Origin of the sequence: Phyllobacterium sp. LjRoot231 (assembly GCF_964253365.1) — a bacterium.
Taxonomy (GTDB): domain Bacteria; phylum Pseudomonadota; class Alphaproteobacteria; order Rhizobiales; family Rhizobiaceae; genus Phyllobacterium.
Genome location: NZ_CAXUQT020000001.1, coordinates 1383206 through 1408869, shown reverse-complemented (window position 1 = coordinate 1408869; position 25664 = coordinate 1383206). Strand labels below are relative to the sequence as shown.

The following is a 25664-nucleotide window of genomic DNA, read 5'->3' as shown; positions in this document are numbered from 1 at the left end:
AATCTCCTCATCAGCTGCTGTTTTTACCGGGCCGGAACTAATTGGAATTCTGCCCGCAATAGCGAGCCGATGCGGTCCCGATTGTCTGATAACGTCCCTTGACAGTGACCGTGGTTGCGCAAATTGTTGTCTTGGGGTTCCACCAAAAAATGGTCTGGCCCTGTTCGACACCAATTCTATAGCCTCGAGCCTGCATTTGGCTTTTTCCGGCGGCAACAGGGACATTTACCAAATCAGCGATGTCGATCGGCGCGCCGTTCGAGGCTGTAGCCGTTGCATCCATACTCTGCGGAACGGCGGACGCCGGCACTGCATCGGAGTCGTCGCCAGTTGATTGGCAGCCGGCAAGCATCAGCACTAAAAAGATTGTCATTGCCACGGCAAAGCGCATTCGGATTACTCCCCCCTTCAGAACGTCGCTGCGATGGTCTGGGCGAACAGCAGGTGGCAACCAGAACAACCCGGGAACGCCCGGCCGATCTTTCGCTATAGATTTACCGCTTCAACCAATCGGTCGAGATCATTGTCATGCGTTCACATGAACCATCTTACCTGAGGCGCATGTGGGCAAAGAACAACAATAGTTCGACCTAACCGCTATCGAAGCAAGTACGTTACAGTTACAACAACCGCCGATCCGGCGTTACCATACGAATGACCAGCGCCAGGATCAGCCCATGCAGGGCGGAAATGCGGAAGATGACCGAACTCGCCAGATCTTTTTCATGAACGTCAGCCTCACTGCCGGTGAACCACCGCATCAGGAGATAGGATGCGAGCATCAGGGCGATCGTTCCGCCGACGAAAATGGCACCGGTAAGCAGCTCGAAAAGCAAGCGCATCTCCCCCCGACGATTTTGCCATCGCCCCAGACAAAAGAGACGCATCACGGAACTAACACGGCAAGTCGCTTTTCCACATCTTGATCAGTTGGCAAAGGTCTCCGCATATTCAGTTCGTTCAAGGCATTGACGCAAATATCAAAGATTTTTTGAGCGGATTCAGATAAATCACCTTTGCTATTTTCAATCACGGCTTTCGTTGGTGTAGTCAACCAACGTTCTTCCTTCTCGAAAACAGAAACGTGTTTGCTAACTTCGTTCTCGAGACGAAATATCCATAGGCGTAAGTTTTAATATGGAATGTCGCTGATATCCATATTTCGCGCGAACAGCTCGAAGCCTTCTTCAAGACGATCTATCTGTAGCATGAGTTGGTGAGCATAACTTTTAGGTTCTCCAATTTCCTCGCGGGAAGTGAGAGACACTAATAAATGGGCCTCGTCGCGTATGGCCCCTATAGATTCAGCTATCAGTTGCGTAAAAGCAGTTGCTCGTTGGTTGCTCTGATAGCGAGCAACCCAAACCGTGCCGCTTACTGTAATCGTTGCACCGAGTGCAGCGCCCATTAAACTTGCTATTTCCTTATTAAAGTTATCTCTGCCAAGCATCCCAAAAGATGCAACGCCAAAGAGGAAGGCGGTCAAACCAATGATTAAGAAACCAGCCCAGTTGAGCGCTTTCAATATATTCATAATTTGTACGACTCAGCAGCTAAGAAGAAGTCGAAGATATAAATACGCATGATCGTAAAGAAACACTCTTCACGGCAATAGTTTTCTAATTTTTGTGGCTATCCAGAAAAACAACATTATCGTTTTTATCCAGCGTCGACTCCGGTGGGAGTGGTCGATCGGTGAGTATTTCAAACATACTATAGGAGAGTGCCATATCGTTTGCTAGTTTACGGAGACCGTTGGGGGTATTTTGAGATAAAGCATTCATTGCCGCAGCAAGTAACTCTGGTTCATCGAGTCGCATTTGATCGTCGTAACGCTCGATCTTAGCTTGTCCTGTCTTGACCAATTGGATGTTAGCCGATCGATATTGAGCAGCATCAATAATACGGAGGTCAAATGCTCTCCGAACAATTGCACGTACAGATATTTTCCAACGTAATTTTAACTGGAAAAGGGCAGACCAATTCAATGAACGTCCACGGGGATACTCGCGGACAAAAGCGCTTCTCGGGAAAAGAAATGCGCCCGCAAAACGGTGTGCTTGATCTTCGGTTTCCTTATCGCCCGTTTCCACACCTCGATGCATAATCAAATGGCCGCATTCGTGGGCAAGATCAAAGCGTTGTCGACTGAGGCTGGCTTTGGCGTCGCTACGCACGATGATTGGCCTAGGGCGGTCCATAGAAAGCGCATCCACACGTTCCGATAAACCCGGGAAGTAAGTAACAATCGCTCCCGCGTTTTCGACCACTCTCGTCAAACGCCAAAAACGGGCAAATACATAAGAATGTCAACTGTGTTTGGAAAAGTAAGCCGTGGATTATTTTGTCAGCTCCCTTATCAGTGCAATAGACGTCAGCCCTTCGCTGGAATCTTCCGCAATCGTGACACAGTAGTTCCTAGGTTCCCACAACTCCACCCCGCACCAACTCCGCCATCGCCCGTGCTTCCGCTGTATCCCGCTCGGCTTCGAGCCCGTCCGCCACGCCCGTGCGGTCGTTTTCCGGGCGGTTCTGGTTGACCTTCCATTTGCCTGCGATCCCACCCATTTCGATGCCGACAATGCCCTTCAGCTGTGCGTCGATATGGGTTTCCGGGGCGTCATCCACCGCCCATGAGGCGGCGCGGGGCGCTTCGTTGCGGGCTGTGAGCTGCGGGACATGGTGTTTCAGCCAGTCGCGATCAGGGTCACCTTCCAAGGATCGTCGGCAATCGTCACGACTGCTGCAAATTAACAGTTACGTACTTGTTGTTTTCTCTCGACATGAGTTCACTGGAGCATTGTTGAAGGGTCAGGCACCTGGATTGTTATTTTTATTTCCGCATCCCAGTTGAACCGGTGAGGACAAGGGCGGTCACTTCGCGGCGTGGGAACAGCCTGAGCTTTTCAGCGCAGAGCTTCGAGCCGCGTTCCGGTCGCTGCGTCAAACACACGGCGCGGGGCGGCGCGCCACCCTTTCAACAGGTATCAAGGAGGACCATGCCATGACAACTGCAGAGACACCCAAAGCGCGAACGGCCGACATGAAGCTCGAGATCGTCGTTATCCCTGTTTCAGACGCCGACCGCTCGAAGGAATTCTACGCGAACCTCGGGTGGAGGCTGGATGCCGATTTCGCCAGCGCCGACTTCCGCGTGATGCAGTTTACGCCGCCCGGTTCCGGCTGCTCCATCATCTTCGGCAAGAATGTTACCGCCGCGGCCCCGGGCTCCGCTCAGGGACTTTACCTGATTGTCTCCGACATCGAGGCCGCCCGCAAGGAACTGATCGGACGGGGCGTCAAGGTCAGCGACGTGTTCCACCATACCGGTGATGATTATACAGGCCCGGACGAGCCCTATCTGTTTGGACGGATCCGGACCGGTGGTCTCGATCCCGAGCGCGGCACCTATCGCTCATTCGCGTCGTTCAGCGATCCCGATGGCAACGGCTGGCTGTTCCAGGAGGTTACGGCGCGATTGCCCGGACGGATCGATGCGAGCGAAACGACCTTCACCTCGTCGACAGCGCTCGCGGCCGCGCTACGCCGTGCAGGGGCTGCGCATGGCGAGCACGAGAAACGGACTGGTGGTCAGTACGATGAGAATTGGCCTGACTGGTACGCGGAGTACATGGTCAAGGAGCAGTCCGGCGAGCCTCTGCCAACATGAGCAGCGGCCAGGACATCATCGTCATTGGCGGCGGCTCACTGCGCATGGCTTTCCGCAAGACAAGCGAGCTGATTGCGGCGCTGTCTTCACCGTAAATCGCCAAAACGTCACAGCAAGTTTCTGCGATCGGGACGTTCGGTCTTGATCCTAACCCGCTGACGATCCGCTTCGGCACCAGCAGCAATCCGTCACGCGCCTCGAGGAGTTCGCTGCCCATTCTGCAAGCTTGCTCGATCTGGCCTGCCGTCACTTCAATGAATCAGCTTCCGCAGATAGCCGAGCGAACTCTGCACGCAGACGTGGGGCGGCAAAGTCTACGAAAGCGCGCACCTTCGGCACTGACATTCTGCCGTGCGGTGTTACGAGGTGAACCGGCAAAGGAGCGGACTCAGCATTGCGCAGTAAAATCTTGAGCGATCCGTCCTGCACACTCTCGGCCACATGGTAGGTATAGAGCCTAGTAACGCCGTGCCCGTCGATTGCTGACGCGAGAGCAGCTCGAACACTGTTGACGACGAGCCGGGGCTTGAAATGGACCGATCGCGCAATCGAGCTGCCAGCTGCAGGCGGGAAGACCCAGGCATCTTGGCCAAAGTGCGTGGTGGTAACAATCTGGTGTTTGGCCAGATCTCCCGGCTCGATGATGCGGGGATGTTTAGCCAGGTACCGCGGCGACGCAACGATAACCCGCCTTACATCGCCGCCAACCCGGACAGCGACCATCGAGGAATCTGGGAGTTGAGCGACACGAAGCGCAACATCGATCCCTTCATCGACAAGGTTGGCGTGGCGGTCGAGCAGCACCAGATTCACTGAGACAGCGGGGAAAGCGTCAAGATAGGCGTCTACAATTGGGCGCAGAATTTCTTCGCCGCTGATGGGTGGCGCTGTTAACGTTAGGGTTCCTCGCGGAGCCGTGCGCTCACCTGCCACGGCCATGTCGGCTTCCTCCAGATCGACCAAAACCCGTCGGCAGCCCGAAGCATACCGCTCGCCTGCCTCACTAAGCCTGATCGAGCGGGTGGTGCGATGCAGGAGTTCAGCTCCCACATGATGCTCCAAAAAGGCTATGGCTCGGCTAACGGCGGCTGGTGACCGCCCGAGCCGGCGTCCCGCACCAGCAAGGCTACCCTCGTCGATAGCCGCCACGAAGACCTTCATCGCATCGATACGATCCATACGTATTCTTTCGCAAACCGTTGCACTGAATGCTAATAGTCGAACATTGCGTTGATTTCAGCAAGAATTAGCCGTTGTGACGCAACGAAGTCAGCATCACCGAACTCGCCAATGCCTTTGCCCGGAAGCCCATTATTCCACTTATAGGAAGAATGCCTGCCGATAGAAAGGTATTCATTCGAAAGATGGAAGGTCATAGATAGCGCCTAGTCCCCAAATGGACCGCCGGCAGCAATTCCGTTCGCCGGATGCATCTATGGAGCCCGTCATGAGTATTCAACGGAAGGTAGCGATCATCACCGGCGGATCGCAAGGAATTGGTGCCGGATTGGTAAAAGCTTATCGCGACCGCAATTATCGGGTAGTGGCAACGTCCCGCTCGATTAAACAGAGTGAAGACCAGGATATTCTCGCTATAAGTGGCGATATTGGCGATCCCGACACCGCCGAGCGTGTGGTGAGGGAAACGCTCTCGCGCTTTGGCCGGATCGATACGCTTGTCAACAACGCCGGCATCTTCATTGCGAAGCCCTTCACCGAATACACAGCCGAGGACTTTACGTCAAAAATCGCGACGAATGTTGCAGGCTTCTTCCATATGACGCAGCGTGTTGTTGCAGAGATGTTGAAGCAGGGGTCCGGCCACATCGTCAGTATCACGACGAGTCTGACCGACAACCCGGTTGCTGGCGTTCCTTCGGTGCTCGCCAACCTTACCAAGGGCGGTATCAACTCAGCCACCAAGTCACTCGCCATTGAATATGCCACAAGGGGCATACGGGTGAATGCGGTCTCGCCTGGTATTGTTAGTACCCCGATGCATCCTGCCGAGACCCACGAGTTTCTCGCGGGTCTCCATCCAGTCAAACGCATGGGTGAAATTCGCGATATCGTCGAGGCCGTTCTCTATCTCGAGTCCGCCGGCTTCGTAACGGGCGAAATCCTCCATGTGGACGGCGGCCAGAGCGCTGGCCATTAGAGGAGGTTTCCATGCCAATCGTCACTATCCAAGTAACTCGGGAAGGGTCCGGTCCTGGCCGCGATTCTGTGACACCCGAGGAGAAAGCAACGCTCATCTCCGGCGTCAGCCAGCTCTTGCTCGACGTACTTCACAAGCCACTAGAGGCAACCTTCGTCGTCATCGAGGAGGTTGAAATGGAGAACTGGGGCTGGGGCGGCTTGCAGGTGCTCGAATACCGCAAGCGGCTTGCCGAGGGCGGCGACTAAGCCAGCACAGTCCGGCGCTGGTACGCGCCGACGTGACAGGCAGCCTCCGGATAATCCCTGAAGGTCACCGGAAATGCACCCACGACGGGTTGGGACGCCATGAGTATTCCTGCCCGTCCGATATCAGCCAGTCGTAGTATGTGTTCAACGTAATGTCCGCGCGCTTATAGGGGTCTGCCCGCAGATTGAACAATTTGGGGACACGCAGGGGCGTGAATGGCTCGGAACAAGTACGCCAGGACATCGCAAATGCGCGGTCGATAGCGTGGAGTGTCCTTCTGATCTTTAGGTACAGCGAATTCCTTTTTTTGTTGAAGCCTTTTCTTTCCTCAAGGGCCTCTTTCCTTTTCTCGACAATTCGCGTTTCAGACGCGCAAGTTCTGATGCGACCACTCTGGTTGCCGCGTTCGCTGGGCGAACCGTAGCTTTGCCGAGCCGCAATGGCATCGGCAGGTGACCTGCTGTAAGATATTAACGGGAGTGCATTGCACTCCAAGAGGGCCGGACATGGAGCGCCGTCTTGCAGCCGTCCTGATCGCCGATGTCGTCGGTTATAGCCGCTTAAGCCGGATCGACGAGGAGGGTACGCGTGCGCGTTTCCAGACCGACCTAAAGAATGTCTTTGAGCCGAAGATCAACAAACACCACGGTCGACTGATCAAGACCATGGGTGATGGCCTGTTGGTCGAGTTCCACAGCGTCGTGGATGCGTTGCGCTGTGCGATGGAGGTGCAACAGCTGAAGGCAAAACGGAAAGTGAAGCGGAAAGTGAAGCGGAACGCCGCTCCCCCTTCCGAACAGCGGCTCGACTTTCGCATTGGCGTCAATCTCGGCGACATCATTGTCGAGGATGAGGATATTCACGGCGACGGCGTCAATATCGCGCACCGGATACAGGCACTGGCCGAGCCCGGCGGCATCGCCATATCCGGGACGGCCTACGATCAAGTGATATCGAAGCTTGCGGTCGGCTATGCCTCGCTTGGCGAGCAGACGGTCAAGAATATCGCAGATCCAATTCGGGTCTACCGTGTCGTGCTCGGTCGCGCCGCGGCGGACAAGACGATCGTGACGGAGAGAACGCTCCGCCCCTGGCGCGTTCGGGCGGCGGTAGCGACAGTCGCTATCTTCCTGTTGGCAGGCGCGGGGGCGTGGTGGCAACCTTGGCGGAGAGCGGGTGAATCGTCTGATGCATGGAATGTTGTCGCATCCGAGACGAGGCCATCGCTGGTCGTGCTGCCGTTTGATAATCTGAGCGACGACAAGCAACAGGGCTACCTCGCCGATGGCCTCACCGAGGACCTGACGACGGAGCTGGCGCGCCTTCCCGGACTCTTTGTCATCTCCCGCAACGCTGCTGTCACCTACAAGGGCAAGGCAACCCAGCCGACTCAGGTCGCAGCTGAACTGGGCGTTCGCTACATCCTCGAAGGCAGCATTCGCCGGGCCGGTGATGTGATGCGCATCAACGCGCAGCTTGTCGACGCGACGACAGGTGGCCATATATGGGCCGAGCGTTTCGACGGGGCGTGGAGCGGGGTGTTCGAGCTTCAGGACAAGATGGTCGGCGAGATTGCTACGGCGCTGAAGCTGCGCCTGATCATGGGCCAGCGTGCTGCCCAGATCGCCGGCGGAACCAGCAACCCCACCGCCTACGAAGCCTATCTGCGCGGCCGCGAGCTCCTGCGCAGGGAGAAGCCCGAGGATTGGGGTGAAGCCATAAAGAACTATGAGCAAGCTCTGGCACTGGATCCGAAGTTCGGTAATGCAGCGGCGGAACTCGCTTGGATCTATAGGGAAGCCCAGTGGACCAAGTCACGATCGAACGAGTTAGGGCTTACGCCAGACGAGGCCCGCAGCAAGGCCGAAGCCTATTTTGAGGAAGCCGGCAGGCATCCCTCTCCGACTTACTACCCAATCCTCGCTGCAAGGCTGATCATGCAGCAAAGATCCGACGAGGCGATCGCCGCCTCGGAGCGGGCTATAGCGCTCGATTCCAGTGACCCCGCCGGCTACGAAGCCATGAGCACGGCTCTGATCTTCAACGGCAGGGCTGCGGACGGTCTAGGCTACCTAAACGGCGCGATGCGCGTTGATCCTGGATGGTCACGCTGGCGACAATTCGTGGTCGGGATGGCCTACTTCTCGATGGACCGTTTCGAGGAGGCCGCTGTCACCCTCGAAAAGATCGGCCCGCAGTCAAAGGAAACCACCTATTGGGACTTTTGGGCCACCTACAATGGGCTCAAGCTGATCATTTCCACTTACGGGCATCTTGGGCGCATTGCTGATGCTGTTACTGCCGGGGAGAGGATCAAGCCCTATCTCGCCAAGGCAGATGAGCGCGAAAACACGGGTCTGCTGGCAGCCACCGAATTTCCTTTCAAGAATTATGCCGATCTCGAAAGGGTGCTCGTGGGTTTGCGCAAAGCAGGCGTGCCTGAACTGCCTTTCGGTTTTGATCCCAACTCGAAAGACCGCCTTGGCGGAGCTGCGATAAAGACTCTGCTGTTCGGTCACGAAATCCAGGGACGCAATCTCGATACGGACGAAGCGTATCGGCGGGTGACGGCAGAAAGCGGCACAACCGTCGCCACAGTTGGCGAATGGTCCGACACGGGCAGCAGTCAGATCGAAGGAGATACGCTCTGTTTTTACTACCCGTCACGGTGGCGGTTCTGTGCTGCCGTTTTCCGCAATCCTGGCGGCAATTTCGACCAGAAGAACGAGTACCTGCTGTTTCACCAGTGGAACAGGTTTGAGTTCTCAGTCGTGAAGTAAGACGCAGTGGGTGCGATGCGTCTCCGGACCTGGGACGCTGCTTCGCGAGCAAAACCCTGTTGAGGAGCTCTACCTCACTGCAACTGTGGCTTCCTGAGAAAGCTGTCGCGATCGGCTGACTTCACTCGCAGCCATGCTTCGCGGCCGTTGCGCAAGACTCTTATGGGGATCTCCGCGCCAGCAGGACCGCTGGTCCACATCTTCCGGTAAAAGTCGGCCAACCCGTCAACCTCCTCACCCCGGATCTCCGAGATGATGTCGCCCTGACGCAAGCCCGCTTGAGCCGCCGGGCCCCCTTTGGTGACGCTCATAACCACGACCTTGCCGTCGCTCTCGGCGGAGAAAGCCCCGAGCCAGGGCCGCGGCGGCTTGTTGACCTTTCCGCGACTGAGAAGATCATCAAGGATCGGTGGCAACAAATTGATTGGCACGACCATATTTACGTCCGCAATCTCTCCATTTCTGCTCATTTGCAGGCGAAGCGAGCCAATGCCCAAGAGTTTGCCGTCCGAGCCAACCAATGCGGCGCCTCCCCAGGAAGGATGGGCAGGCGCAATGAAGATCGCCTCATCCAGTACGTACTCCCAATAGCCAGCAAATTCCTGCTTGGCGACAATGCTTGCGCGGACGGATTGACCGATCCCGTCGGCAAGCAAAACGATATCTCCTACCTTGGCGTCGGCCGCGTCGCCGAAGTCCATCGCAGGCGTGCCGAGCGGCCCAAGCGCCTGAACGAGGCCAAACCCGGTTTCTTGATCGTAGGCGAGTGCATGACCAGGAACGACTTGCCCGTCGTGGCGCGTCAACCAAACCTCTTGGGCTTCGGTAATCAGATATCCGATCGTGAGCACCAGCCCGTCTTCCCGAATGATCACGCCGCTGCCCTCCCTCAGGGTACCCAGCGTCGTCGCCGTGAAGGCGTCATCGGGAATTGAGGAGCGCACAGCTACAATTGACGGCAAAATCGTATTGATACTCATGGTTTCAATCCTGGCTAGTGCGGCACGGGCTGCGATGGCGAGCAGAGGGCAGAGCACTTCGTCCCATACAGGTATGAAGACGCATGGCCGGGCACAAGGCCTGGGTGGCTGGTTTGACGGGAGGCCGTTCCGTTTGGCGCTTTCAGGTTCCCATACAACATCAAGGACGTCGACCTGATAGGAGCCTTGAGCGCACAGGGAGGATGGTTACTTGTGTCGGGGGATCGCAGAATAACCCGTAACGGGGCTGAAACTGAGTTCTCCAATTACAAGTTCTCTTGACTCTCCTCATTCTCCGGAACAAAACTAGAACACGAAACTATTGGTGGCGGTTTCAAGTAGATTAAATAAGGGCGGAGGTCTTGCTGGGAGGCCCATATGAACGAAGCTCATGAACAACTGCCGGGCAGCGACACCGCGGCCAGATGGTCAGTCCCGCCGTTTCCAGCCACATCAACTGAGTACATCACGGTATTGGCGCATTATCATCGCGCCGAGATGGGCCGCATGGCAGGGTGGCGCGACAGGATCGACCGGACAACCAACTGGGCCATCACCGGCGTTGCAGCTATGCTGTCACTGTCGTTGTCATCGCCAACGTCGCATCACGGCGTGCTTTTGTTCGCCATGGTGCTGGTGCAATTGCTGCTGATCATCGAGGCGCGGCGCTATCGGTTCTTCGACGTTTATCGCGGACGGGTGCGCCGGCTGGAGAAAAACTATTTTGCTCAGGTCTTTGCGCCCCTGACGGAGTCAGACAGCGACTGGGCGCGCCTGCTCGGCCAAGATTTGCGCAAGCCGCAATTCTTGATCTCCATCCGAGCGGCGATGTCGCGGCGGCTGCGGCGTAACTACATGTGGATGTTCCTCATCCTGCTTTTGGCCTGGGTGTTGAAAATCTCGACGCCCAAATTGCAGGATGACAGGGTGGGGCTCGATGTTGTGCGATCTCTCCATGAAATCGTCGCAAACGCCGCATTCGGGCCGATACCTGGCTGGGCCATATTGCTCGGGGTAATCGCTTTCTACTGCTGGCTCGCCTACGCTGCTCTGCTGACCGGTGACTCTGACAAGAAGGAGAATGGCGAGGTTCATGTCTGATGGATGACGAAAGCCGGGCGCACTCGACGTTTGCGAAGACTGATCTCGCTTCAGTCGATCATCTTGCGCGCACCCGAGCAAACAGAAATGTGGATGAATGCGCCGGCTGAGGGAGCGTTACATTTTCAACGGTCCCTGCCCAACGCCATTTGCTTGTTTTGCTACAGCCGAAGGCAGGGATGAGAGCCGCTACTGCTCTATTGCGAGCCATGGTTCACCGAACGCTAAATTCACGTTTCATGTCGGCTTCGTGCCAGAAGCAGCCGCTTGTTAGACCCGGCAAGCATCACACACGGTAGCGAAGTGCATTCACCACCAGCGCGAATGCAGGTGAGGCCTGACGCCTACTCGGATAGTAGAGATGATAACCCGGAAACGGCGGACACCAGTCGGAGAGGACGCAGACCAGGCGTCCTTCCGCGATATGCGCCCGCACCAAATCTTCGGGCATAAACGCCAACCCCATCCCCGCTAACACCGCGTTCAGCCTGAGCGCGATGTTGTTGAATACCAGCTGGCCTTCCACCCGCACTTTCAATTCACGCCCGTCTCTCTCGAACTCCCAGGCGTAGATACCGCCATGGGTCGGTAGCCGCATGTTGATGCAGGTGTGATCAGTCAAATCCTGAGGGGTCAGTGGTTTCGGGCGGCGGGCGAAGTAGGCTGGAGCACCGACGACCGCCATACGCATGTCAGGGCCAATTCGCACGGCGATCATATCCTTTGCCACCTGCTCGCCGAGACGCACGCCAGCATCGTAGCGCTCGGCGACGATGTCGGTCAGGCCATAGTCAACGATCACTTCGACATGGATGTCGGGGTACTCGGGCAGAAGTTTCTCGAGCGCGGGCCAGAGGACGGCTTCGGCCGGGTGCTCCGCGGTGGTGATGCGAATGGTACCTGCCGGCCTGTCGCGGAACTCGCTGAGGGCCGCGAGTTCGCCCTCAATCTCGTCGAACCGAGGGCCGATCGAAACCAGCAATCGTTCCCCCGCTTCAGTCGGCGAGACACTACGCGTCGTGCGCGTCAGGAGTCGAAGTCCGAGACGCTCCTCCAGACCCCGTATGGTGTGGCTGAGCGCCGATTGCGAAACCCCGAGCTTGGCCGCCGCCTTAGTGAAGCTTTGCTCTCGCGCGACGGCCAGGAAAACGATCAGGTCGTTGACAGACTGGCGGGCCATTCATGAATCTTTCTCATAAGCTCTAGCGATTTATACCATCTAATCGGGGGCAATCGCACGCATTAATGTCATTCATCAAAATGGGCCACGAAAATACTGCCGTTCCGATACGAAAAAGGATGACATCCATGAACATCAAGCGATCCGGATCCGAGCCATCGGCCAAAGGTCCCGCCGATTACTTCACCGGCACCGTTCGCATCGACTCCCCCTTTCAGGGAAGCACACCAGCGCGGGTTGGCGGCGCGACCGTCACGTTCGAACCGGGAGCACGGACGGCCTGGCACACGCATCCCTTGGGGCAAATCCTCCTTGTCATTTCGGGATTGGGACGCGTCCAGCGAGAGGGCGGTTCGATTGAGGAGATACGGCCGGGCGACATGGTCCGGTTTGAACCGGGCGAGAAGCACTGGCATGGCGCGTCGCCGACAACGGCCGTGACGCACGTTGCTATCGCCGAATCCCTCGACGGCAAGGTCGTCGACTGGATGGAACACGTCACCGATGAGCAGTACCAGGCTTGATCGCTCGGCGAACCGAAAGAACCAACATGTCTGCTGCAACACCGACGACCGGAGCAAGCAAAACAGCGATCCTGGCGATCATCCTTGTTAGCTATGTGATGATCGTGCTCGACATCTCCATCGTCCTGACAGGACTTCCCAAGATTCACCAAGACCTCGGCTTCACCGCCTCCGGCCTGGCATGGGTGCAGAGCGCCTACACCCTGACCTTCGGCGGCTTCCTGCTCCTGGGTGCTCGAGCCGGCGATATCCTCGGCCGACGCCGCATGTTCATTGCCGGCTTGGCGGCGTTCACGTTGGCGTCGCTGGTGATCGGTCTCGCTCCATCACCTTCCTGGTTGTTGACGGCACGCGCGGTTCAGGGCCTCGGCGCGGCCATTCTTGCACCGTCTACCCTCGCCCTACTGCAGACCAACTTCGCTGAGGGCCATGAGCGCACACGGGCTGTCGCCTATTACAGCGCGGTCGCAGGCGTCGCCGCCAGCGTGGGTCTCGTCCTCGGCGGCGTGCTGGCTGACTGGCTCTCATGGCGGGTCGGATTTTTCATCAACCTGCCGATCGGGATCGCCATGATTTGGGCGGCGCGGCGGTACATCGCCGAGACAGAGCGTCACACAGGCAAGTTCGACCTCATAGGCGCGTTCACTTCTACAGTTGGCATGAGCACGCTCGTCTATGGGCTGATCCGTTCGGCAAGCGCAGGCTGGAGCGATGCCGTGACGATCGTTGCGCTTGTCGCCGCCGTAGTGCTGCTCGTCGTGTTCGTCCTGAACGAATGGCAGGCGGAACAACCGATCATGCCCCTGCGCCTCTTCGCCAACCGCGAGCGCGTAGGTGCTTATGCAGCTCGTTTGCTGTTTCTCGGAGCGATGATCGGATTTTTCTTCTTCACGACCCAGTTTCTGCAGAGCGTGCTTAACTACAGGCCGTCGCTTACGGGGGTTGCATTCCTTCCGGCAACCCTCGTCAACTTCGCGGTGGCTATGGCGGTTCCAAAGCTCTCGCGCCGCTACGGGAACCCGCGCCTTCTGGCTGTTGGTCTCACGTGCAGTGTTGTCGGCATGGCATGGCTTAGCCGCGCATCGATCGACACATCCTATCTGATCAGCATTGCCCTGCCGATGATACTGGTCGGCGCAGGTCAGGGCCTGGCGCTCAGCCCGTTGACGGCCTTCGGCGTGAGCGGTGTCACTCCCCGGGACGCGGGAGCCGCCTCCGGCGTCGTCAACGTCGCACACCAGATGGGCAACTCTTTGGGCCTCGCCGTGCTCATCGCGGTGGCCGAGATCGGCAGCGCCGGTCTTGGTGGCCGGGAGTTGCTGGCACATCGCGTTTCGATCTCGCTGACCGCTGGAACCGCCATGCTGGCGCTGGCACTTCTGCTTGTGCTCGCGCTGATCGTCCGGCCGCGCAAGATTGTTGAGGTCAGCGACAGCACCGAGGCAGAGGTTCTGCCGGGAGTAGTGCAACAATGCCGTGTGAGTGGTGAAGTGGCTCGCACGGCCTAACCTGATGGAGAACAACATGCAGAAACGTAAACTTGGAAAGAGCGGTCTGGAAGTCTCGGCTATCGGTCTCGGATGCATGGGACTGAGCTATGGCTATGGTCCGGCGACGGAAAACCAGGAGGCAATCAAGCTTATACGCGCTGCCTTCGACCGTGGCGTAACCTTCTTCGATACCGCTGAAGCCTATGGCCCTTACAAGAACGAAGAGCTCCTGGGCGAGGCTCTGGCACCTGTCCGTGACAAGGTCGTTATCGCGACGAAGTTCGGTTTCGAATTCAATGCCGAGGGCGGACAGAGTGGCATGAACAGTCGACCGGAACATATCCGGGAAGTCGCCGAGGCTGCCCTCAAGCGTCTCAAGACCGACGTCATCGACCTCTTCTATCAGCACCGCGTCGATCCAAACGTACCGATTGAAGACGTCGCAGGAACGGTTAAAAAGTTGATTCAGGAGGGTAAGGTCAAGCACTTCGGTTTGTCCGAAGCAGGGGCACAGACGATCCGTCGTGCTCACGCGGTCCAGCCGGTAACCGCACTCCAGAGCGAATATTCTCTATGGTGGCGCGAGCCAGAGGCGGAAATCATTCCGACGCTTGACGAACTTGGGATCGGCTTCGTTCCGTTCAGCCCGCTCGGCAAAGGCTTCCTCACAGGCGCGATCAGCGAGACCACGACCTTCGACAGCACGGACTTCCGCAACATCGTGCCACGTTTCACACGCGAGGCCCGCAAGGCCAACCAGGCTCTCGTTGATCTGCTTGGCAAGATCGCAGTTGAGAAGAACGCGACGCCGGCCCAGACCGCGCTCGCCTGGTTGCTTGCCCAGCGACCGTGGATCGTTCCCATTCCTGGAACCACCAAACTGCACCGACTGGAGGAGAACATCGGGGCGGCCGATGTTGAACTGACCTCCGACGATCTTCGTGACATCGAGAATGCCGTTTCGAAGATCACCGTGAAAGGCGATCGCTATCCCCCGCACCTGCAGGCCAGGGTCGACCGTTAGCGGTCGGGAGCCACTCAAACAACCGATAAGGACACGTAATGACAGAAGGTATCAAAGACAAAGTCGTCGTCATCACGGGCGCGAGCAGCGGGCTGGGAGAGGCAGCTGCCCGCCGCCTCGCCCGGGATGGAGCCAAGCTTGTCCTCGGAGCTCGCCGCCTTGAGCGGCTCCAGGCACTCGCCGAGGAACTGGCGCTCGGCGGCGACGCTGCCCTACAAACCGACGTAACGCAAATCGCACAGGTCAAGCATCTGGTGGACCATGCCGTGAAACTCCACGGCCGCGTCGACGTCATCATCAACAACGCGGGGCTGATGCCGCACTCACCCCTGGAACGAGGCAAGGTGGATGACTGGGACCGCACGATCGACGTGAACCTCAAGGGCGTGCTCTATGGCATCGCGGCTGTACTGCCTTACATGAAGGAACAGAAGAGCGGCCATGTCATCAATGTCTCGTCGGTCGCGGGGGCATAAGGTCGGTCCGGGCGGTGCCGTCTATTCCGCCACCAAACATGGAGTTCGGGTGATCTCCGAGGGACTTAGACAGGAGGTCAAGCCTTACAACATCCGCACCACCATCATCTCCCCGGGTGCGGTCGCGACCGAACTACCGGACAGCATCACTGAAGCCGACGTCGCCGAGAATGTTCGAGCGCTGTACGAACGTGTCGCCATTTCCCCGGATTCCTTCGCTAGCGCGGTCGCTTTCGCCATGAGCCAGCCCGAGGATGTGGATATCAACGAAATCCTGTTCAGGCCGACCAGCCAGGAATACTAAACACGAGGGCGGTCGGGCGCCGCCTTCGCCCTCCGCTCACCTCATCGCGGTGTGCGACGCGACTCTCATAGCAATCAGTCGAGCGGCTAGCACGCGATGTCCTTCATTGTATCGAGTGCTGTGGCCGCGGAACAGTCGCTTCGGGCCAAAAGCAGTCCTTCGTTGACGTTAGACTAAACCTTAGAAACCTCGATCTCGCCATGCCAGAACGCCGGGAGCCGAGTCATTCAAACAAGGGAGCTGCATTTCTCTGGAGGACCATAAAGTTACCAATAATTATGCAGAAACCGGTTAAGCTGCCTTTCGGCAAACAATGCAGTTCTGGTAGACAAGTGATGAGCGCCAACCAACCTCCAGAAGCGAGTACGCTGCCGTTGCAATACTTGATCCTTGCCGACCAACTTATGGCAGTGCGGCGCAGCATGCTTATTTCCATTCCGGTGAGTTTTATTCTCGGTTTAACCAGCCTGCTCGTCGCTTTTCACTACGGGTACGGACTGGCGGGATTGTTGTGGTTTTTCGCCTCAAGCCTTGTCAATGTGGCTCGGATAATTCTGTGCCGTTTTCCTATAGGACTTCTTCGTCCCGATGATCCGGTTGAGCCAAAGAATCTGGATCCGGCATCGGTAAGGCAGCATCTCTTCTTGCAGTCGGCCACGGCGGCGATATCTGGCGTCGTCTGGGCCTTTATTGCAGTGCTGTGCGAGGGTTACACCGCCCCGCAAACGGTATTCTACCTGATCGTCCTATGCGGAATTACAGCAGGCGCAATAACCGCCGGGTTTGCTTATGCACGCATGCCGATTTGCTACATTGTTCCGGTTCTTTTGTCAGTTTCCGGATGCCTCGTCTATGCGGGCGGGTTTGACCGCTACTGCCTGGCGGCAACGACAATACTTTACCTTGCAGCCTTGATACGTGGAGCGTGGGAAAGCGAAGCATTATTCCGGCAGTCCAGCAGGCTAAAGAATGAGGCTACCGCCATGGCGAAATCCCTTGAAGCAGCCAGGGATCAGGCAACGGAAGCCGCTGTTGAATTGGGACATCGCGCCGCCCATGACGAGTTGACCGGACTTCTCAACCGTAGTGGGTTCATGCAAGAAGTCGCATCTTTGCCATCCTCGAGCACAACGGGGTTCGCGCTAATGCTCCTCGATCTCGACGGCTTCAAATCGATCAACGACGCTTTCGGTCATAAAGCGGGCGACAGGGTGCTTGTTGAAGTCGGACGGAGGCTTCGTCAAAGTCTTCAAAGCGGCGTCCTTGTGGCACGTTTGGGGGGAGACGAGTTTGCTGTTTTGCTCGACTGCGCACTTTGTAAGGACAAACCTTCAATTGTGGCGACCAAGTTAATCGCAGCAATATCCATTCCGTTCGCCACCTTCGATGCCGGCCGCATTGGCGTCAGCATCGGCGTTTGTGGATCTGACGAACTCGATGTCGACGAGATGTTGGTTCGTGCAGACGCGGCTCTCTACAGGGCGAAATCGCAGGGTCGCAATCGATATTATGTGTTCGACGACGACTTGCGCGCTCACCTTGCGATGAGGCGCGACATAGAGCGGGACCTCGCGAAAGCGTTGAGCAATGATGCACTGGAGGTCTGGTTTCAGCCCATTTTTGGTGACGGCGGACGCACCCTTACTGACCTGGAAGCTCTCGTACGCTGGAACCATCCAGGACACGGCTGGATTCCCCCGACCGATTTGGTGGCGGTCGCATCGTTTGCCGGACTTGCAGAACCGCTTTTTCGATACATCCTGAAGGATGTCTGCGCCATGATGCAGACCTTGCGCGCCATGAATCTCGGTCACTTGAGGGTGGCGATGAACATGTCTCCGCGCGAAATGTCTCAACTCGCTGTGGACGACCTGATCATCGCAAAACTGCGTAAACTCGATCTGCCGGCTTCGATGCTGGAGATCGAAATCACCGAGGACACAGCTAAGGATATCCGATCGGTACAGGGCAAACTCGCCGTGTTGACCGGTAAGGGAGTGCGGATTGCCATCGACGATTTTGGTGTCGGTTATTCATCGATGTCATCACTTCGACAACTCCATGTCGATCGGATCAAAATTGACCGCTCATTTATCTATGGTATCGCCGCGTCGACGGACGATCGCAATGTAGTGCAATCAATCCTCAGCCTCGGCAAGTCACTCGGAATAGAGGTCGTAGCTGAGGGTGTTGAGACAGAGGCGGATCTACGCGTGTTGCGGCGACTCGGGTGCTCGACGATGCAAGGTCATTATTTTGCAAAACCAATGCCGCAACACGAAGCTATCGAATGGATCAACCAATCCAGATCGCTCGTGCAGTAGGATGGACGCTACGCGATCGGGTTTTTGGATACAACTATTTGTTATTCATCAATAGGCATTGTGGGTCGGAGACTGAAGTCCATCCTGTCGTGGATACCCTTGGCTGAGGTAATATTGTACTCATTCAGCGATTCAATAGTTGCGCCATCCAAATGCTTTCCAGCCTACGAAATGAGGGTTTCCGCCTTTTTCAAGAATTCCGATTGAACGCGATCGAAAGGCCAGGTCTTATCGCCTTTGATCCTTATGACGATCGGCATCTCATGGGTCGACATCTGCCGCATCAACGGGACACGCCCATCCGAAAACTGAAAAACCACCTCCCCGACAAACAGGTCATCTTCGACGAGGTGAGTTATCTCTCCAATTATACAATTTCTGACCGTCACTCGCGCCTCCGAGTGGAAAAAGGCCAGACGCTGTTCCGACTGCGTCGGATGCGGTGTCTGGTCGTTAGCACCGATCCTCCGAGCATAGTTCCCACAAGCCGCCCCTCAAATAACTAATCTGACCTAAGCAATAGAGATCTTGCCCACATCCACCCCACTGACAAACGCCGCCGCCCCGTGCTACGTTCGCACGTTACTCCGCAATTTCCTGGTTCAGGTCTTCGCCCGCCTGCAGATGAATAAATATCTAATTTGTTTCAATTGTACCTATTTGCTTAAATGCCCTGAAATTTATTTTGCAGTAAAACCCTAACATATCGAATACGGGGAGTTGCATAACATGAGAAATACTAATACAACTCTATATACTTACCTATTTAAAGAGCGCAGCGGCACTAAACATAGTGCAACACACGCATCGAATTTGACAAAGGTGATGTTAATGGCTGCTTTAGTTGCCGTCGTCTCTATGGCTACGCCAGTAAGAAGGGCTGAAGCACAATCAGCCTCGCTCGATCTGGGATATCCAAGCGACTTGAAGGCCGGTGGCACAAAAAAGAAAATCACTAAAGGCAGAAGCACGATTTCTACAAAAATTATTAAAGCGTCTTATCTCGGACGTGCGCCATATATTTGTACGCCAAGCGGATTTGGACGTACGTCGCGGTGCTTCGCGAGATGAATATCTTCGCGTGAAAATTCATTTGATCGGAGAAAGCCGAACAAAATATCTGTTCGGCTTTCAGAGAACCACGCCTGTGAATTGCCGGGATTACCAGCTCTTTGCACCCACGGCGTTACTTGATTTGCACTAATTTCGATTGCATCCGATTCAACCGTGCAGTGGCATAATCACCGGGTTGCACCTTGCGATATTCATCACTTGTGCTTGCCGGATTTGTTTTGAATGGATACCAATCGCCATCCGGTTCCCGCTTCTGGAATATGATACTGCCCTTCTTGCGATGACTAAAACAGGTCAATGCGGAGGCCTTTCCTGTTTTTGCGTACCAGACGGCCTTGAAGCAGAGCTTTCCGGGATCTGTAACAAACCAATGGCCTACACCATACGAGCCTGCTCCTTCCCCAGTCCACGCTTTGAACTCGCGTTGTTTCACTGCAAAATAGCCGGCACCGTCTTTCCAGATCCAAGAACGATTCCCATAAAGTTTAACGAGTTCCTCGCTGGTCAGCGGCTCTGACATTGCGGGAGGCTTCGCCATTTTGCTCTGCGCAGCATCAGCGTCAAAGGCACTTGCGCCCATAGCAGCAATGATCGTGCACAGAAGCGATAGTGTTCGAATTTTGCTCATTTCTTCCTCCTGAACGGGGTCATTGATAATCTGCCTAGTTTACGACGTCATCGCCAACGACCCGCCAATTGGGAAGTCCGTAAGGCCGAGGCCAAGGGTAAACTTCCTTATCGTTGAAGTAGACGACGGCCGTGAGTTGCGGAAATTCCGGATATTGTTTGGCGGCATTTTCAGCCCAGTTGCGAACATAGGCAGAATCTCCTTCGTAGCCAAGTTCAGCCACGACGACAGGCTTCCCGAAGCCTGCAACCAGGCGGTATCCAGGCGCGAGCGTCTCCGCGAAGGTTCTTTCCTTACCAAACTTATCCTTGTCGTATTGCTGCAGACCGAACACCGACAGGCCAATAATATCGACGACATCATTTCCGGGATAGAATGCAGCAAGACCCGGCTCCCCTTTGGGTGACCACATATATTTTGCCGACTTATTATGTTCTCGGCATACGGTCACCATGCGCCGATAGGCAGCTGCATATTCGGCGGGCTTCCAGTGCGACCAGGTGAACTGGTTGTCGGTAGCGTCCATTTCCTGTGCCCAGCGGATGGTCACATCACTCTTCAGTGTGGCTGCCGTCGAGCAAACCGCGGCCATATTGGCATCGTACGTGCCTGCTAGAATGCCGCTGAGGAGTTGATCCGGTGAGGATCGCCAGTCAATGGACCACGACCACGGCTCCACTGTTATAAAAAGCTTTCGTCCGCGCTTCTGGGCATAATCATCGGCTATCGACAGCGATGACAGATCGACGTCTTCCCATGGAAGGAAGAGGTGTTCGATCTTCGAGTTCGGATCAGTACTAAAGTCGCTATGCGGATCATACGCGCCGAAAGTAACAGAATCCGGCCCAATGATTGGCCGTTTATCGGAAACGTGACCCGTAGTGGGTTTCACGTTGGTTGGTATGCCTCGAGGAACGCTTGCCGCCAGGACCGTTCCAGTTAACAGCAAAGTTGCAAATGAAACTGCAATCGCTGTGCGTGTTTTGTTATTGTTCATTGGGTTTTCCTCCTGCTAGCATTCGTCAATGTATTGCCTGCTAGTCTTTTTTGATTTTGAAGATCGGATTTTATAGTGGCTATATCCGGGGAGACGAGATTTTCTGCGACGAGCTTCTTGAACTCGTCACTTTCGGCCGGCGATGCGTGTTTGAAGATATACCAGGACCCGGACGGTTCCTTCTTTTGATAGATAGTTTCACCGGCGCGCTTGTGACTGAAACAGCTCGTATTGGGATAGACGCCTGACACCGTGTGCCATTCTGCGTTGAGGCAGAGACGGCCATCGTCGGTCACGATCCAACGGCCTTGTGCCCATGCAGTTGTATCTCCGGCTCCGGTTCTTGCCGTGAACCGGCGCTCCGCGTCGTCAAAACGTCCTGCGCCATCGGACCAAATCCAGGATTTGTCGCGGTAAAGCAAATAGAGTTCCACAGCCGTCATTAACCGCGCATCTGCGGAGGGAGCGACAATCCCATCGGCATGGGCGATGTCCGCGAATGTGACAGCCGACAGACAACATGAAATGAGCATCGACCAGCGAAATGACCTGTTGGCACTGACCTCCTTTCGCTCAATCCTCGACCGTGTCATCGCTTCGCCCTGCCCAAGGTGTCGCATTAGAGTTCTTGTCAAATTCATTTTGTTTCGCCCTCCCTGAGCCCTTCTTCTTCCGAGAAGTTGTTATTCGGCGCTGCGGACAGCCACCGTGGCTTGAATGTCAACTTGCGGAGCTCACCGCCCCCAAGCCCGGCACCGGACACTGCGTACGTCGTTTCGTAAAGTCTCAACCGGCCGGCACCCCACGCAAGTGACGCCAGTCCTTCCTTACCGCGTTCAAAAGTCGCGAAGCCTGGAAGCACAATGAGCGTGAGGAGACTGGCGGCCATGGCAGGACGATACGTTCTTGTCCGAATCCTGACGGTATTTTCTCGGGCATGCTGGACGACGATCGTCAGAAACAGAAGCGTGTAGAGCACGGCATTGATAATTGCGAAGACATAGAACCCCCGCGTTTCGCCTGCGTCCTGCACCAAAAGAACGGGCAACACGGAAACGATCGAAAGAATACCGTAGGGCATGAGAACCCGTGAAGGCAGCGGATCTACTTCCGATGTACCTTTGGGGGTGATCCGAAAATCGACATACGAGCCGGTAATCCAGTCGCGGACAGCAGCAACGGTTCCCACCAAGGCCCATGGCCAACGTGCAAAGAGGAAAAACATCGTCTCCCAGCTTAAAATTTTTGCATCGAACGGCCGAAACGAGCCGCTTGCACGCCAACGATAGACCAACACCATCAACGTGATGTAGAGCGGCGTGAAGTGAGCAAGAAAATCTAGATAGGTTACAGCGACAAAGTTCTGTTGACTAACGAGAGCCAGAATCGGCATCGCGAACATCAAGGCCATGAAAAGGGCAAAAAGCGGGTACCACAGCTGAGCAAATAGAAACGAGAATTTCAGTTTCAACGACAAGCGCGGGACGTAGATTGGCGAATACTGCAGGAGCAGCATGACAAGACTGCGAGACCATTGAAATTCCTGTGTGACAAGATCTGCAAACGTGCTGGGGCCGTCGCCATGTGCGATGGCATCAAGCGCATGCACACCACGCCAGCCATGAGCGTTCATCATCAATGTTGTTGAATGATCTTCGGCAAGTTCCGGTCCGAGGCCGCCTATTTCCTGAAGCGCAAGAGTGCGTACGGCATAGTGCGATCCGATGCAAAGCGGGGCGAGACCACCGGTGTAGCCGGCCTGAAGCGAGCCGTGCATGTTCGCTTCTGCATAAAGCCGCCCACGTGCAGACCAGCTTTTCGAGGCATTTTGATCACAAATGCTCGGCGCTGATACATAACCAACAGTCGGGTCGGCAAACGGACGCAACATTTCAACGAGATAGCCGGGCTCGGGAACATGATCGGCATCAAGTTGCACGACGAAATCATAGCGGTCATAGCCGAAATGATCGTAGAAGAAGGCAAGATTACCTTCCTTGCAGCGTGTACGGCGCGGCCAAGTCGTGCGGTGGTAGTCCGGCCTGTTTTTTCGCGTTGACACGAAAACACCATGTTGCCTGCACCAGTTCAAAGCTTCGAGAGTTGGGTCTTCATCCGCAAGCCACGTGTCATGGGGGAACTCTTGGGCAAGCATGGCTTTCAGAGTCGTGGCCACTATCGAAACCGGCTCGGAGGGTGCTTTTGTTACAACCATGGCAACGCGGCTACCGGCAGGCAATCGAAGCGATCCATTCGGCTTCTGCGCCCGATAGAATATGGCCATGAAGTAGGCTGGCAAAAGGGTTACCCACGCCAGAATGGCACTGACTGAGAAGAAGCCCCAAAAGCCGATATAATGCTCTGGCTGCAACCACCAGCCCCAAAAATAGATAAGCAATGCCAACCAGATGGCTGCGCCAACAAGATATTCTCTCTTGCGATATCCTGTGAGGACCGGAACCAGGAACGGCTCGGCCAGGTCCACTGCAATTTTCCCCGCATCGGTCATGCCCGCGACTCCAGGCCAAAGAAAGGAGCCGCAGTCCGGACGATGGTCTCCAGATCGGAATATTTGGGGGAAAATCCGAGCGCGCTACGAGCGAAAGCCGGGTCCGCATAAAGAGCCGGCGGGTCGCCGGCGCGTCTTGGATGCATTTCGACCGGCACCTCCCGTTTGGTAATACGGCCGATGGTCTCGATAATTTCCCCTATCGACGAACCACGTCCGGTTCCAAGGTTGACAGAGAGGTTTTGGCCGCCTTCGATAAGATGATCAAGCGCCTGCACGTGAGCACGCGCCAGATCCGTCACATGGATATAGTCGCGAACACAGGTCCCATCTTCAGTCGCGTAATCGTCACCGTAGACGGCAAGGTGTGGAATTGCTCCTCCTGCCGCAAGCAGCGCTCTGGGAATTAAATGTGTCTCTGGATCATGCCACTCACCGAGTTCGCCGTCGGGATCGGCACCGCAAGCATTGAAATATCGCAGCGCCACATATCTCAACTCATAGGCAGCCGCATAGTCTTGCAAAATTTGCTCCGCAACGAGCTTTGTCCTGCCGTAGGGATTGATCGGCCGTTGCGGGGTTGTTTCAGTGATGGGAAGTACTTCTGGAATACCGTAGGTTGCGCAACTCGATGAAAAAATGACCTTGTCGATTTCCGCATGGCGGCAGGCGTCCAGAAGGGACAATGTCCCGACGACATTATTGCGATAATATTTGGAAGGATCTTCGACGGACTCTCCGACATAAGCGGATGCCGCGAAATGCACGACCGCATCCGGTTTATATTGCTTGAGGGTCCGAGTCAGGCTGCTTGTGTCGAGGATATCGCCGTGCACGAATTGCCCCCAGCGTACTGAAGAGCGATTTCCTGTGACGAGATTGTCAAACACAATCGGTTCGATATCATTCGAATGCAACAGCTTCGCTGTATGACTACCGATGTACCCGGCGCCGCCAGCTACCAGAACTCTTCGCGGGGACATTATGCGATCTCCGCAAGTTCGTGTGCTTCCTCGGCCAGGAGGCGATCGAAGTAGTGAACCGTCTTTTCCAGACCAACGGCGAGCGGCACCATTGGCTGCCATCCCAATTCACGCTGAGCCAGTGAGATATCGGGGCGACGCTGGCGCGGATCGTCTGTCGGGAGCGGGTTCTGAATAGTTTTCGAACGCGAGCCGGTCAGTTCAATCACCTTCTCGGCGAGCTCCCGAATGGTGAATTCAACAGGATTTCCCAGATTGACAGGACCGGTGAAGAACGATTCCGTTGCCATCAATTGCTGAAAGCCATCAATGAGATCATTGACGAAACAAAACGAACGAGTCTGGGACCCGTCACCATAGATTGTTATGTCCTGCCCCCTCAGTGCCTGCACGATGAAGTTCGATACGACACGGCCATCGTCGGGGCGCATATTTGGACCATACGTATTGAATATTCGCGCAACCTTGATCTCGACATGGTATTTCTTGTGAAAATCAAAGAAGAGCGTTTCGGCACTACGCTTGCCTTCGTCATAGCAGGATCGAGGGCCAAATGAATTGACGTTGCCCCAGTAACCTTCGACCTGCGGATGAACCAGCGGATCGCCATATATTTCCGAGGTGGAAGCCTGGAAAATGCGGGCTCCGGTGCGCGCAGCCAGCTCCAGCAGATTGAGCGCGCCAAGGACGCAGGTCTTCATCGTATGCACAGGATCAGCCTGATAGTGAGGCGGTGATGCCGGGCAGGCGAGATTGTAGATCTCATCGACCTCGATATCGATCGGATCAACAACGTCGTGCCGCAACACACTGAAACGCTCGAATTTCCGCAGATGGCGGATATTGCGTTCGAGCCCTGTCGAAAAATTGTCGACGCAGATGACAGTGTGTCCTGCCTTGAGCAAACGCTCGCAAAGATGCGACCCAAGGAAGCCAGCGCCGCCGGTGACAAGGATGTGCCGAGGCCGTTGCTTCGAGCGAACCACACGCACATCGCCGAAGAGAGCGTTGACATTTGGACGAGAGGATAGCGGACGCATTGTTTTCATTGTTCTGCCCCAAAAACTTGTTTTTCTTTTCTGATCAACGCCCCTTGTCTTTCTTCCTTCCAAGCGGTGGAAGGTACTTTGAGAGGCGTTGTCGTCTTGTTTTTGGTATAGTTTCTTCTCTCTGGACTGTCGTTAGATGCGAATCCGGGAACTTGCCGCTGCGT

26 protein-coding genes and 2 pseudogenes are annotated in these 25664 nt (G+C 55.8%); 12 read left to right on the top strand and 16 right to left on the bottom strand.

Going from position 1 to position 25664, the window contains the following annotated elements:
- Window positions 1–37: 37 nt before the first annotated feature.
- From ACSQ3H_RS06810 to ACSQ3H_RS06785, 6 genes are all read right to left on the bottom strand, one after another.
- Window positions 38–391, bottom strand: a complete 354-nt coding sequence (locus tag ACSQ3H_RS06810; RefSeq protein ID WP_436116347.1) for a hypothetical protein — start codon at window positions 389–391, stop codon at window positions 38–40.
- A gap of 229 nt (window positions 392–620) precedes the next feature.
- Complete coding sequence (locus ACSQ3H_RS06805; protein WP_436116346.1) at window positions 621–836, bottom strand: hypothetical protein; 216 nt, start codon at window positions 834–836, stop codon at window positions 621–623.
- A 50-nt stretch (window positions 837–886) separates the two neighbouring features.
- Window positions 887–1054: a hypothetical protein gene (locus ACSQ3H_RS06800; protein ID WP_436116345.1), complete on the bottom strand. Its 168-nt coding sequence runs from the start codon at window positions 1052–1054 to the stop codon at window positions 887–889.
- Between the two features lie 78 nt (window positions 1055–1132).
- Window positions 1133–1534, bottom strand: a complete 402-nt coding sequence (locus tag ACSQ3H_RS06795) for a hypothetical protein (protein WP_436116344.1) — start codon at window positions 1532–1534, stop codon at window positions 1133–1135.
- A gap of 85 nt (window positions 1535–1619) precedes the next feature.
- Window positions 1620–2270 (bottom strand): ImmA/IrrE family metallo-endopeptidase, encoded by a 651-nt coding sequence (locus ACSQ3H_RS06790; protein WP_436116343.1) that lies wholly within the window; start codon window positions 2268–2270, stop codon window positions 1620–1622.
- A gap of 148 nt (window positions 2271–2418) precedes the next feature.
- Window positions 2419–2718 (bottom strand): FMN-binding negative transcriptional regulator, encoded by a 300-nt coding sequence (locus ACSQ3H_RS06785; protein WP_436116342.1) that lies wholly within the window; start codon window positions 2716–2718, stop codon window positions 2419–2421.
- Window positions 2719–3004: 286 nt separating this feature from the next.
- Here ACSQ3H_RS06785 and ACSQ3H_RS06780 point away from each other — a divergent pair, with 286 nt between their 5' ends.
- Entirely contained in the window at window positions 3005–3670 is a 666-nt protein-coding gene (locus ACSQ3H_RS06780; RefSeq protein ID WP_436116341.1) for a VOC family protein, read from the top strand.
- A gap of 246 nt (window positions 3671–3916) precedes the next feature.
- On the opposite strand, the gene ACSQ3H_RS06775 is transcribed toward ACSQ3H_RS06780, so the two are convergent.
- Together ACSQ3H_RS06775 and ACSQ3H_RS06770 are read right to left on the bottom strand one after the other, a co-directional pair.
- Entirely contained in the window at window positions 3917–4849 is a 933-nt protein-coding gene (locus ACSQ3H_RS06775; protein ID WP_436116340.1) for a LysR family transcriptional regulator, read from the bottom strand.
- Window positions 4850–4881: 32 nt separating this feature from the next.
- Window positions 4882–5046 (bottom strand): hypothetical protein, encoded by a 165-nt coding sequence (locus tag ACSQ3H_RS06770; protein ID WP_436116339.1) that lies wholly within the window; start codon window positions 5044–5046, stop codon window positions 4882–4884.
- Between the two features lie 71 nt (window positions 5047–5117).
- Here ACSQ3H_RS06770 and ACSQ3H_RS06765 point away from each other — a divergent pair, with 71 nt between their 5' ends.
- From ACSQ3H_RS06765 to ACSQ3H_RS06755, 3 genes are all read left to right on the top strand, one after another.
- Window positions 5118–5828 carry an SDR family NAD(P)-dependent oxidoreductase gene (locus tag ACSQ3H_RS06765; protein WP_436116338.1) on the top strand — a complete coding sequence of 237 codons (711 nt, stop codon included), beginning with the start codon at window positions 5118–5120 and terminating at the stop codon, window positions 5826–5828.
- Window positions 5829–5839: 11 nt separating this feature from the next.
- Window positions 5840–6076, top strand: coding sequence for a tautomerase family protein (locus tag ACSQ3H_RS06760; protein ID WP_436116337.1), 237 nt, complete (start codon window positions 5840–5842; stop codon window positions 6074–6076).
- Window positions 6077–6583: 507 nt separating this feature from the next.
- Window positions 6584–8857: an adenylate/guanylate cyclase domain-containing protein gene (locus ACSQ3H_RS06755; RefSeq protein WP_436116336.1), complete on the top strand. Its 2274-nt coding sequence runs from the start codon at window positions 6584–6586 to the stop codon at window positions 8855–8857.
- Window positions 8858–8931: 74 nt separating this feature from the next.
- Here the strand turns inward: ACSQ3H_RS06755 and ACSQ3H_RS06750 are convergent, their stop codons facing one another.
- Window positions 8932–9837: a S1C family serine protease gene (locus ACSQ3H_RS06750; RefSeq protein WP_436116335.1), complete on the bottom strand. Its 906-nt coding sequence runs from the start codon at window positions 9835–9837 to the stop codon at window positions 8932–8934.
- Window positions 9838–9993: 156 nt separating this feature from the next.
- On the opposite strand from ACSQ3H_RS06750, the pseudogene ACSQ3H_RS06745 reads away from it, so the two are divergent.
- Both ACSQ3H_RS06745 and ACSQ3H_RS06740 read left to right on the top strand, forming a co-directional pair.
- Window positions 9994–10119, top strand: a pseudogene (locus ACSQ3H_RS06745) (hypothetical protein); the annotation flags it as partial.
- A 96-nt stretch (window positions 10120–10215) separates the two neighbouring features.
- Window positions 10216–10938, top strand: coding sequence for a DUF2270 domain-containing protein (locus ACSQ3H_RS06740; protein ID WP_436116334.1), 723 nt, complete (start codon window positions 10216–10218; stop codon window positions 10936–10938).
- Between the two features lie 286 nt (window positions 10939–11224).
- Here ACSQ3H_RS06740 and ACSQ3H_RS06735 read toward each other — a convergent pair whose 3' ends face one another.
- Window positions 11225–12118, bottom strand: coding sequence for a LysR family transcriptional regulator (locus ACSQ3H_RS06735; RefSeq protein ID WP_436116333.1), 894 nt, complete (start codon window positions 12116–12118; stop codon window positions 11225–11227).
- 128 nt (window positions 12119–12246) lie between these two features.
- Here ACSQ3H_RS06735 and ACSQ3H_RS06730 point away from each other — a divergent pair, with 128 nt between their 5' ends.
- The 6 genes and pseudogenes from ACSQ3H_RS06730 (at window position 12247) to ACSQ3H_RS06705 (ending at window position 19331) form a co-directional block, all read left to right on the top strand.
- Window positions 12247–12642, top strand: coding sequence for a (R)-mandelonitrile lyase (locus ACSQ3H_RS06730; RefSeq protein ID WP_436116332.1), 396 nt, complete (start codon window positions 12247–12249; stop codon window positions 12640–12642).
- Between the two features lie 26 nt (window positions 12643–12668).
- Window positions 12669–14150, top strand: coding sequence for an MFS transporter (locus ACSQ3H_RS06725; protein ID WP_436116331.1), 1482 nt, complete (start codon window positions 12669–12671; stop codon window positions 14148–14150).
- Between the two features lie 16 nt (window positions 14151–14166).
- Entirely contained in the window at window positions 14167–15156 is a 990-nt protein-coding gene (locus tag ACSQ3H_RS06720; RefSeq protein ID WP_436116330.1) for an aldo/keto reductase, read from the top strand.
- A 38-nt stretch (window positions 15157–15194) separates the two neighbouring features.
- Window positions 15195–15936, top strand: a pseudogene (locus ACSQ3H_RS06715) (SDR family oxidoreductase).
- Window positions 15937–16271: 335 nt separating this feature from the next.
- The gene (locus ACSQ3H_RS06710; RefSeq protein ID WP_436116329.1) at window positions 16272–18260 is read left to right on the top strand and encodes a putative bifunctional diguanylate cyclase/phosphodiesterase; all 1989 of its coding nucleotides are present in this window, start codon (window positions 16272–16274) and stop codon (window positions 18258–18260) included.
- A 729-nt stretch (window positions 18261–18989) separates the two neighbouring features.
- Window positions 18990–19331 (top strand): hypothetical protein, encoded by a 342-nt coding sequence (locus ACSQ3H_RS06705; protein ID WP_436116328.1) that lies wholly within the window; start codon window positions 18990–18992, stop codon window positions 19329–19331.
- Between the two features lie 115 nt (window positions 19332–19446).
- On the opposite strand, the gene ACSQ3H_RS06700 is transcribed toward ACSQ3H_RS06705, so the two are convergent.
- Genes ACSQ3H_RS06700 through ACSQ3H_RS06675 form a run of 6 tightly spaced genes read right to left on the bottom strand, consistent with a single transcriptional unit; the run spans window position 19447 to window position 25500 of the window.
- Entirely contained in the window at window positions 19447–19962 is a 516-nt protein-coding gene (locus ACSQ3H_RS06700; RefSeq protein WP_436116327.1) for a DUF995 domain-containing protein, read from the bottom strand.
- A 34-nt stretch (window positions 19963–19996) separates the two neighbouring features.
- Complete coding sequence (locus tag ACSQ3H_RS06695) at window positions 19997–20959, bottom strand: glycoside hydrolase family 26 protein (RefSeq protein ID WP_436116326.1); 963 nt, start codon at window positions 20957–20959, stop codon at window positions 19997–19999.
- Window positions 20956–21552: a DUF995 domain-containing protein gene (locus ACSQ3H_RS06690; RefSeq protein ID WP_436116325.1), complete on the bottom strand. Its 597-nt coding sequence runs from the start codon at window positions 21550–21552 to the stop codon at window positions 20956–20958. Before ACSQ3H_RS06690 ends, ACSQ3H_RS06695 begins: the two co-directional genes overlap by 4 nt.
- A gap of 44 nt (window positions 21553–21596) precedes the next feature.
- Window positions 21597–23468, bottom strand: a complete 1872-nt coding sequence (locus tag ACSQ3H_RS06685; protein WP_436116324.1) for a glycosyltransferase family 2 protein — start codon at window positions 23466–23468, stop codon at window positions 21597–21599.
- Window positions 23465–24451 (bottom strand): UDP-glucose 4-epimerase GalE, encoded by a 987-nt coding sequence (galE, locus tag ACSQ3H_RS06680; RefSeq protein ID WP_436116323.1) that lies wholly within the window; start codon window positions 24449–24451, stop codon window positions 23465–23467. The genes ACSQ3H_RS06685 and galE overlap by 4 nt, the downstream gene beginning before the upstream one ends.
- Window positions 24451–25500: a UDP-glucuronic acid decarboxylase family protein gene (locus ACSQ3H_RS06675; protein ID WP_436116322.1), complete on the bottom strand. Its 1050-nt coding sequence runs from the start codon at window positions 25498–25500 to the stop codon at window positions 24451–24453. Before ACSQ3H_RS06675 ends, galE begins: the two co-directional genes overlap by 1 nt.
- Window positions 25501–25664 lie beyond the last annotated feature (164 nt).

Bases quoted from the DNA above. Each gene is read 5' to 3' on its own strand.
- ACSQ3H_RS06735 (WP_436116333.1), bottom strand. From the start codon at position 12,118: ATGGCCCGCCAGTCTGTCAACGACCTGATCGTTTTCCTGGCCGTCGCG.
- ACSQ3H_RS06695 (WP_436116326.1), bottom strand. From the start codon at position 20,959: ATGAACAATAACAAAACACGCACAGCGATTGCAGTTTCATTTGCAACT.
- ACSQ3H_RS06720 (WP_436116330.1), top strand. From the start codon at position 14,167: ATGCAGAAACGTAAACTTGGAAAGAGCGGTCTGGAAGTCTCGGCTATC.
- ACSQ3H_RS06685 (WP_436116324.1), bottom strand. From the start codon at position 23,468: ATGACCGATGCGGGGAAAATTGCAGTGGACCTGGCCGAGCCGTTCCTG.
- ACSQ3H_RS06760 (WP_436116337.1), top strand. From the start codon at position 5,840: ATGCCAATCGTCACTATCCAAGTAACTCGGGAAGGGTCCGGTCCTGGC.
- ACSQ3H_RS06765 (WP_436116338.1), top strand. From the start codon at position 5,118: ATGAGTATTCAACGGAAGGTAGCGATCATCACCGGCGGATCGCAAGGA.
- ACSQ3H_RS06690 (WP_436116325.1), bottom strand. From the start codon at position 21,552: ATGACACGGTCGAGGATTGAGCGAAAGGAGGTCAGTGCCAACAGGTCA.
- ACSQ3H_RS06740 (WP_436116334.1), top strand. From the start codon at position 10,216: ATGAACGAAGCTCATGAACAACTGCCGGGCAGCGACACCGCGGCCAGA.
- ACSQ3H_RS06725 (WP_436116331.1), top strand. From the start codon at position 12,669: ATGTCTGCTGCAACACCGACGACCGGAGCAAGCAAAACAGCGATCCTG.
- ACSQ3H_RS06710 (WP_436116329.1), top strand. From the start codon at position 16,272: ATGAGCGCCAACCAACCTCCAGAAGCGAGTACGCTGCCGTTGCAATAC.
- ACSQ3H_RS06795 (WP_436116344.1), bottom strand. From the start codon at position 1,534: ATGAATATATTGAAAGCGCTCAACTGGGCTGGTTTCTTAATCATTGGT.
- ACSQ3H_RS06780 (WP_436116341.1), top strand. From the start codon at position 3,005: ATGACAACTGCAGAGACACCCAAAGCGCGAACGGCCGACATGAAGCTC.
- ACSQ3H_RS06770 (WP_436116339.1), bottom strand. From the start codon at position 5,046: ATGACCTTCCATCTTTCGAATGAATACCTTTCTATCGGCAGGCATTCT.
- ACSQ3H_RS06700 (WP_436116327.1), bottom strand. From the start codon at position 19,962: ATGAGCAAAATTCGAACACTATCGCTTCTGTGCACGATCATTGCTGCT.
- ACSQ3H_RS06810 (WP_436116347.1), bottom strand. From the start codon at position 391: ATGCGCTTTGCCGTGGCAATGACAATCTTTTTAGTGCTGATGCTTGCC.
- galE (WP_436116323.1), bottom strand. From the start codon at position 24,451: ATGTCCCCGCGAAGAGTTCTGGTAGCTGGCGGCGCCGGGTACATCGGT.
- ACSQ3H_RS06775 (WP_436116340.1), bottom strand. From the start codon at position 4,849: ATGGATCGTATCGATGCGATGAAGGTCTTCGTGGCGGCTATCGACGAG.
- ACSQ3H_RS06750 (WP_436116335.1), bottom strand. From the start codon at position 9,837: ATGAGTATCAATACGATTTTGCCGTCAATTGTAGCTGTGCGCTCCTCA.
- ACSQ3H_RS06755 (WP_436116336.1), top strand. From the start codon at position 6,584: ATGGAGCGCCGTCTTGCAGCCGTCCTGATCGCCGATGTCGTCGGTTAT.
- ACSQ3H_RS06730 (WP_436116332.1), top strand. From the start codon at position 12,247: ATGAACATCAAGCGATCCGGATCCGAGCCATCGGCCAAAGGTCCCGCC.
- ACSQ3H_RS06705 (WP_436116328.1), top strand. From the start codon at position 18,990: ATGAGAAATACTAATACAACTCTATATACTTACCTATTTAAAGAGCGC.
- ACSQ3H_RS06675 (WP_436116322.1), bottom strand. From the start codon at position 25,500: ATGAAAACAATGCGTCCGCTATCCTCTCGTCCAAATGTCAACGCTCTC.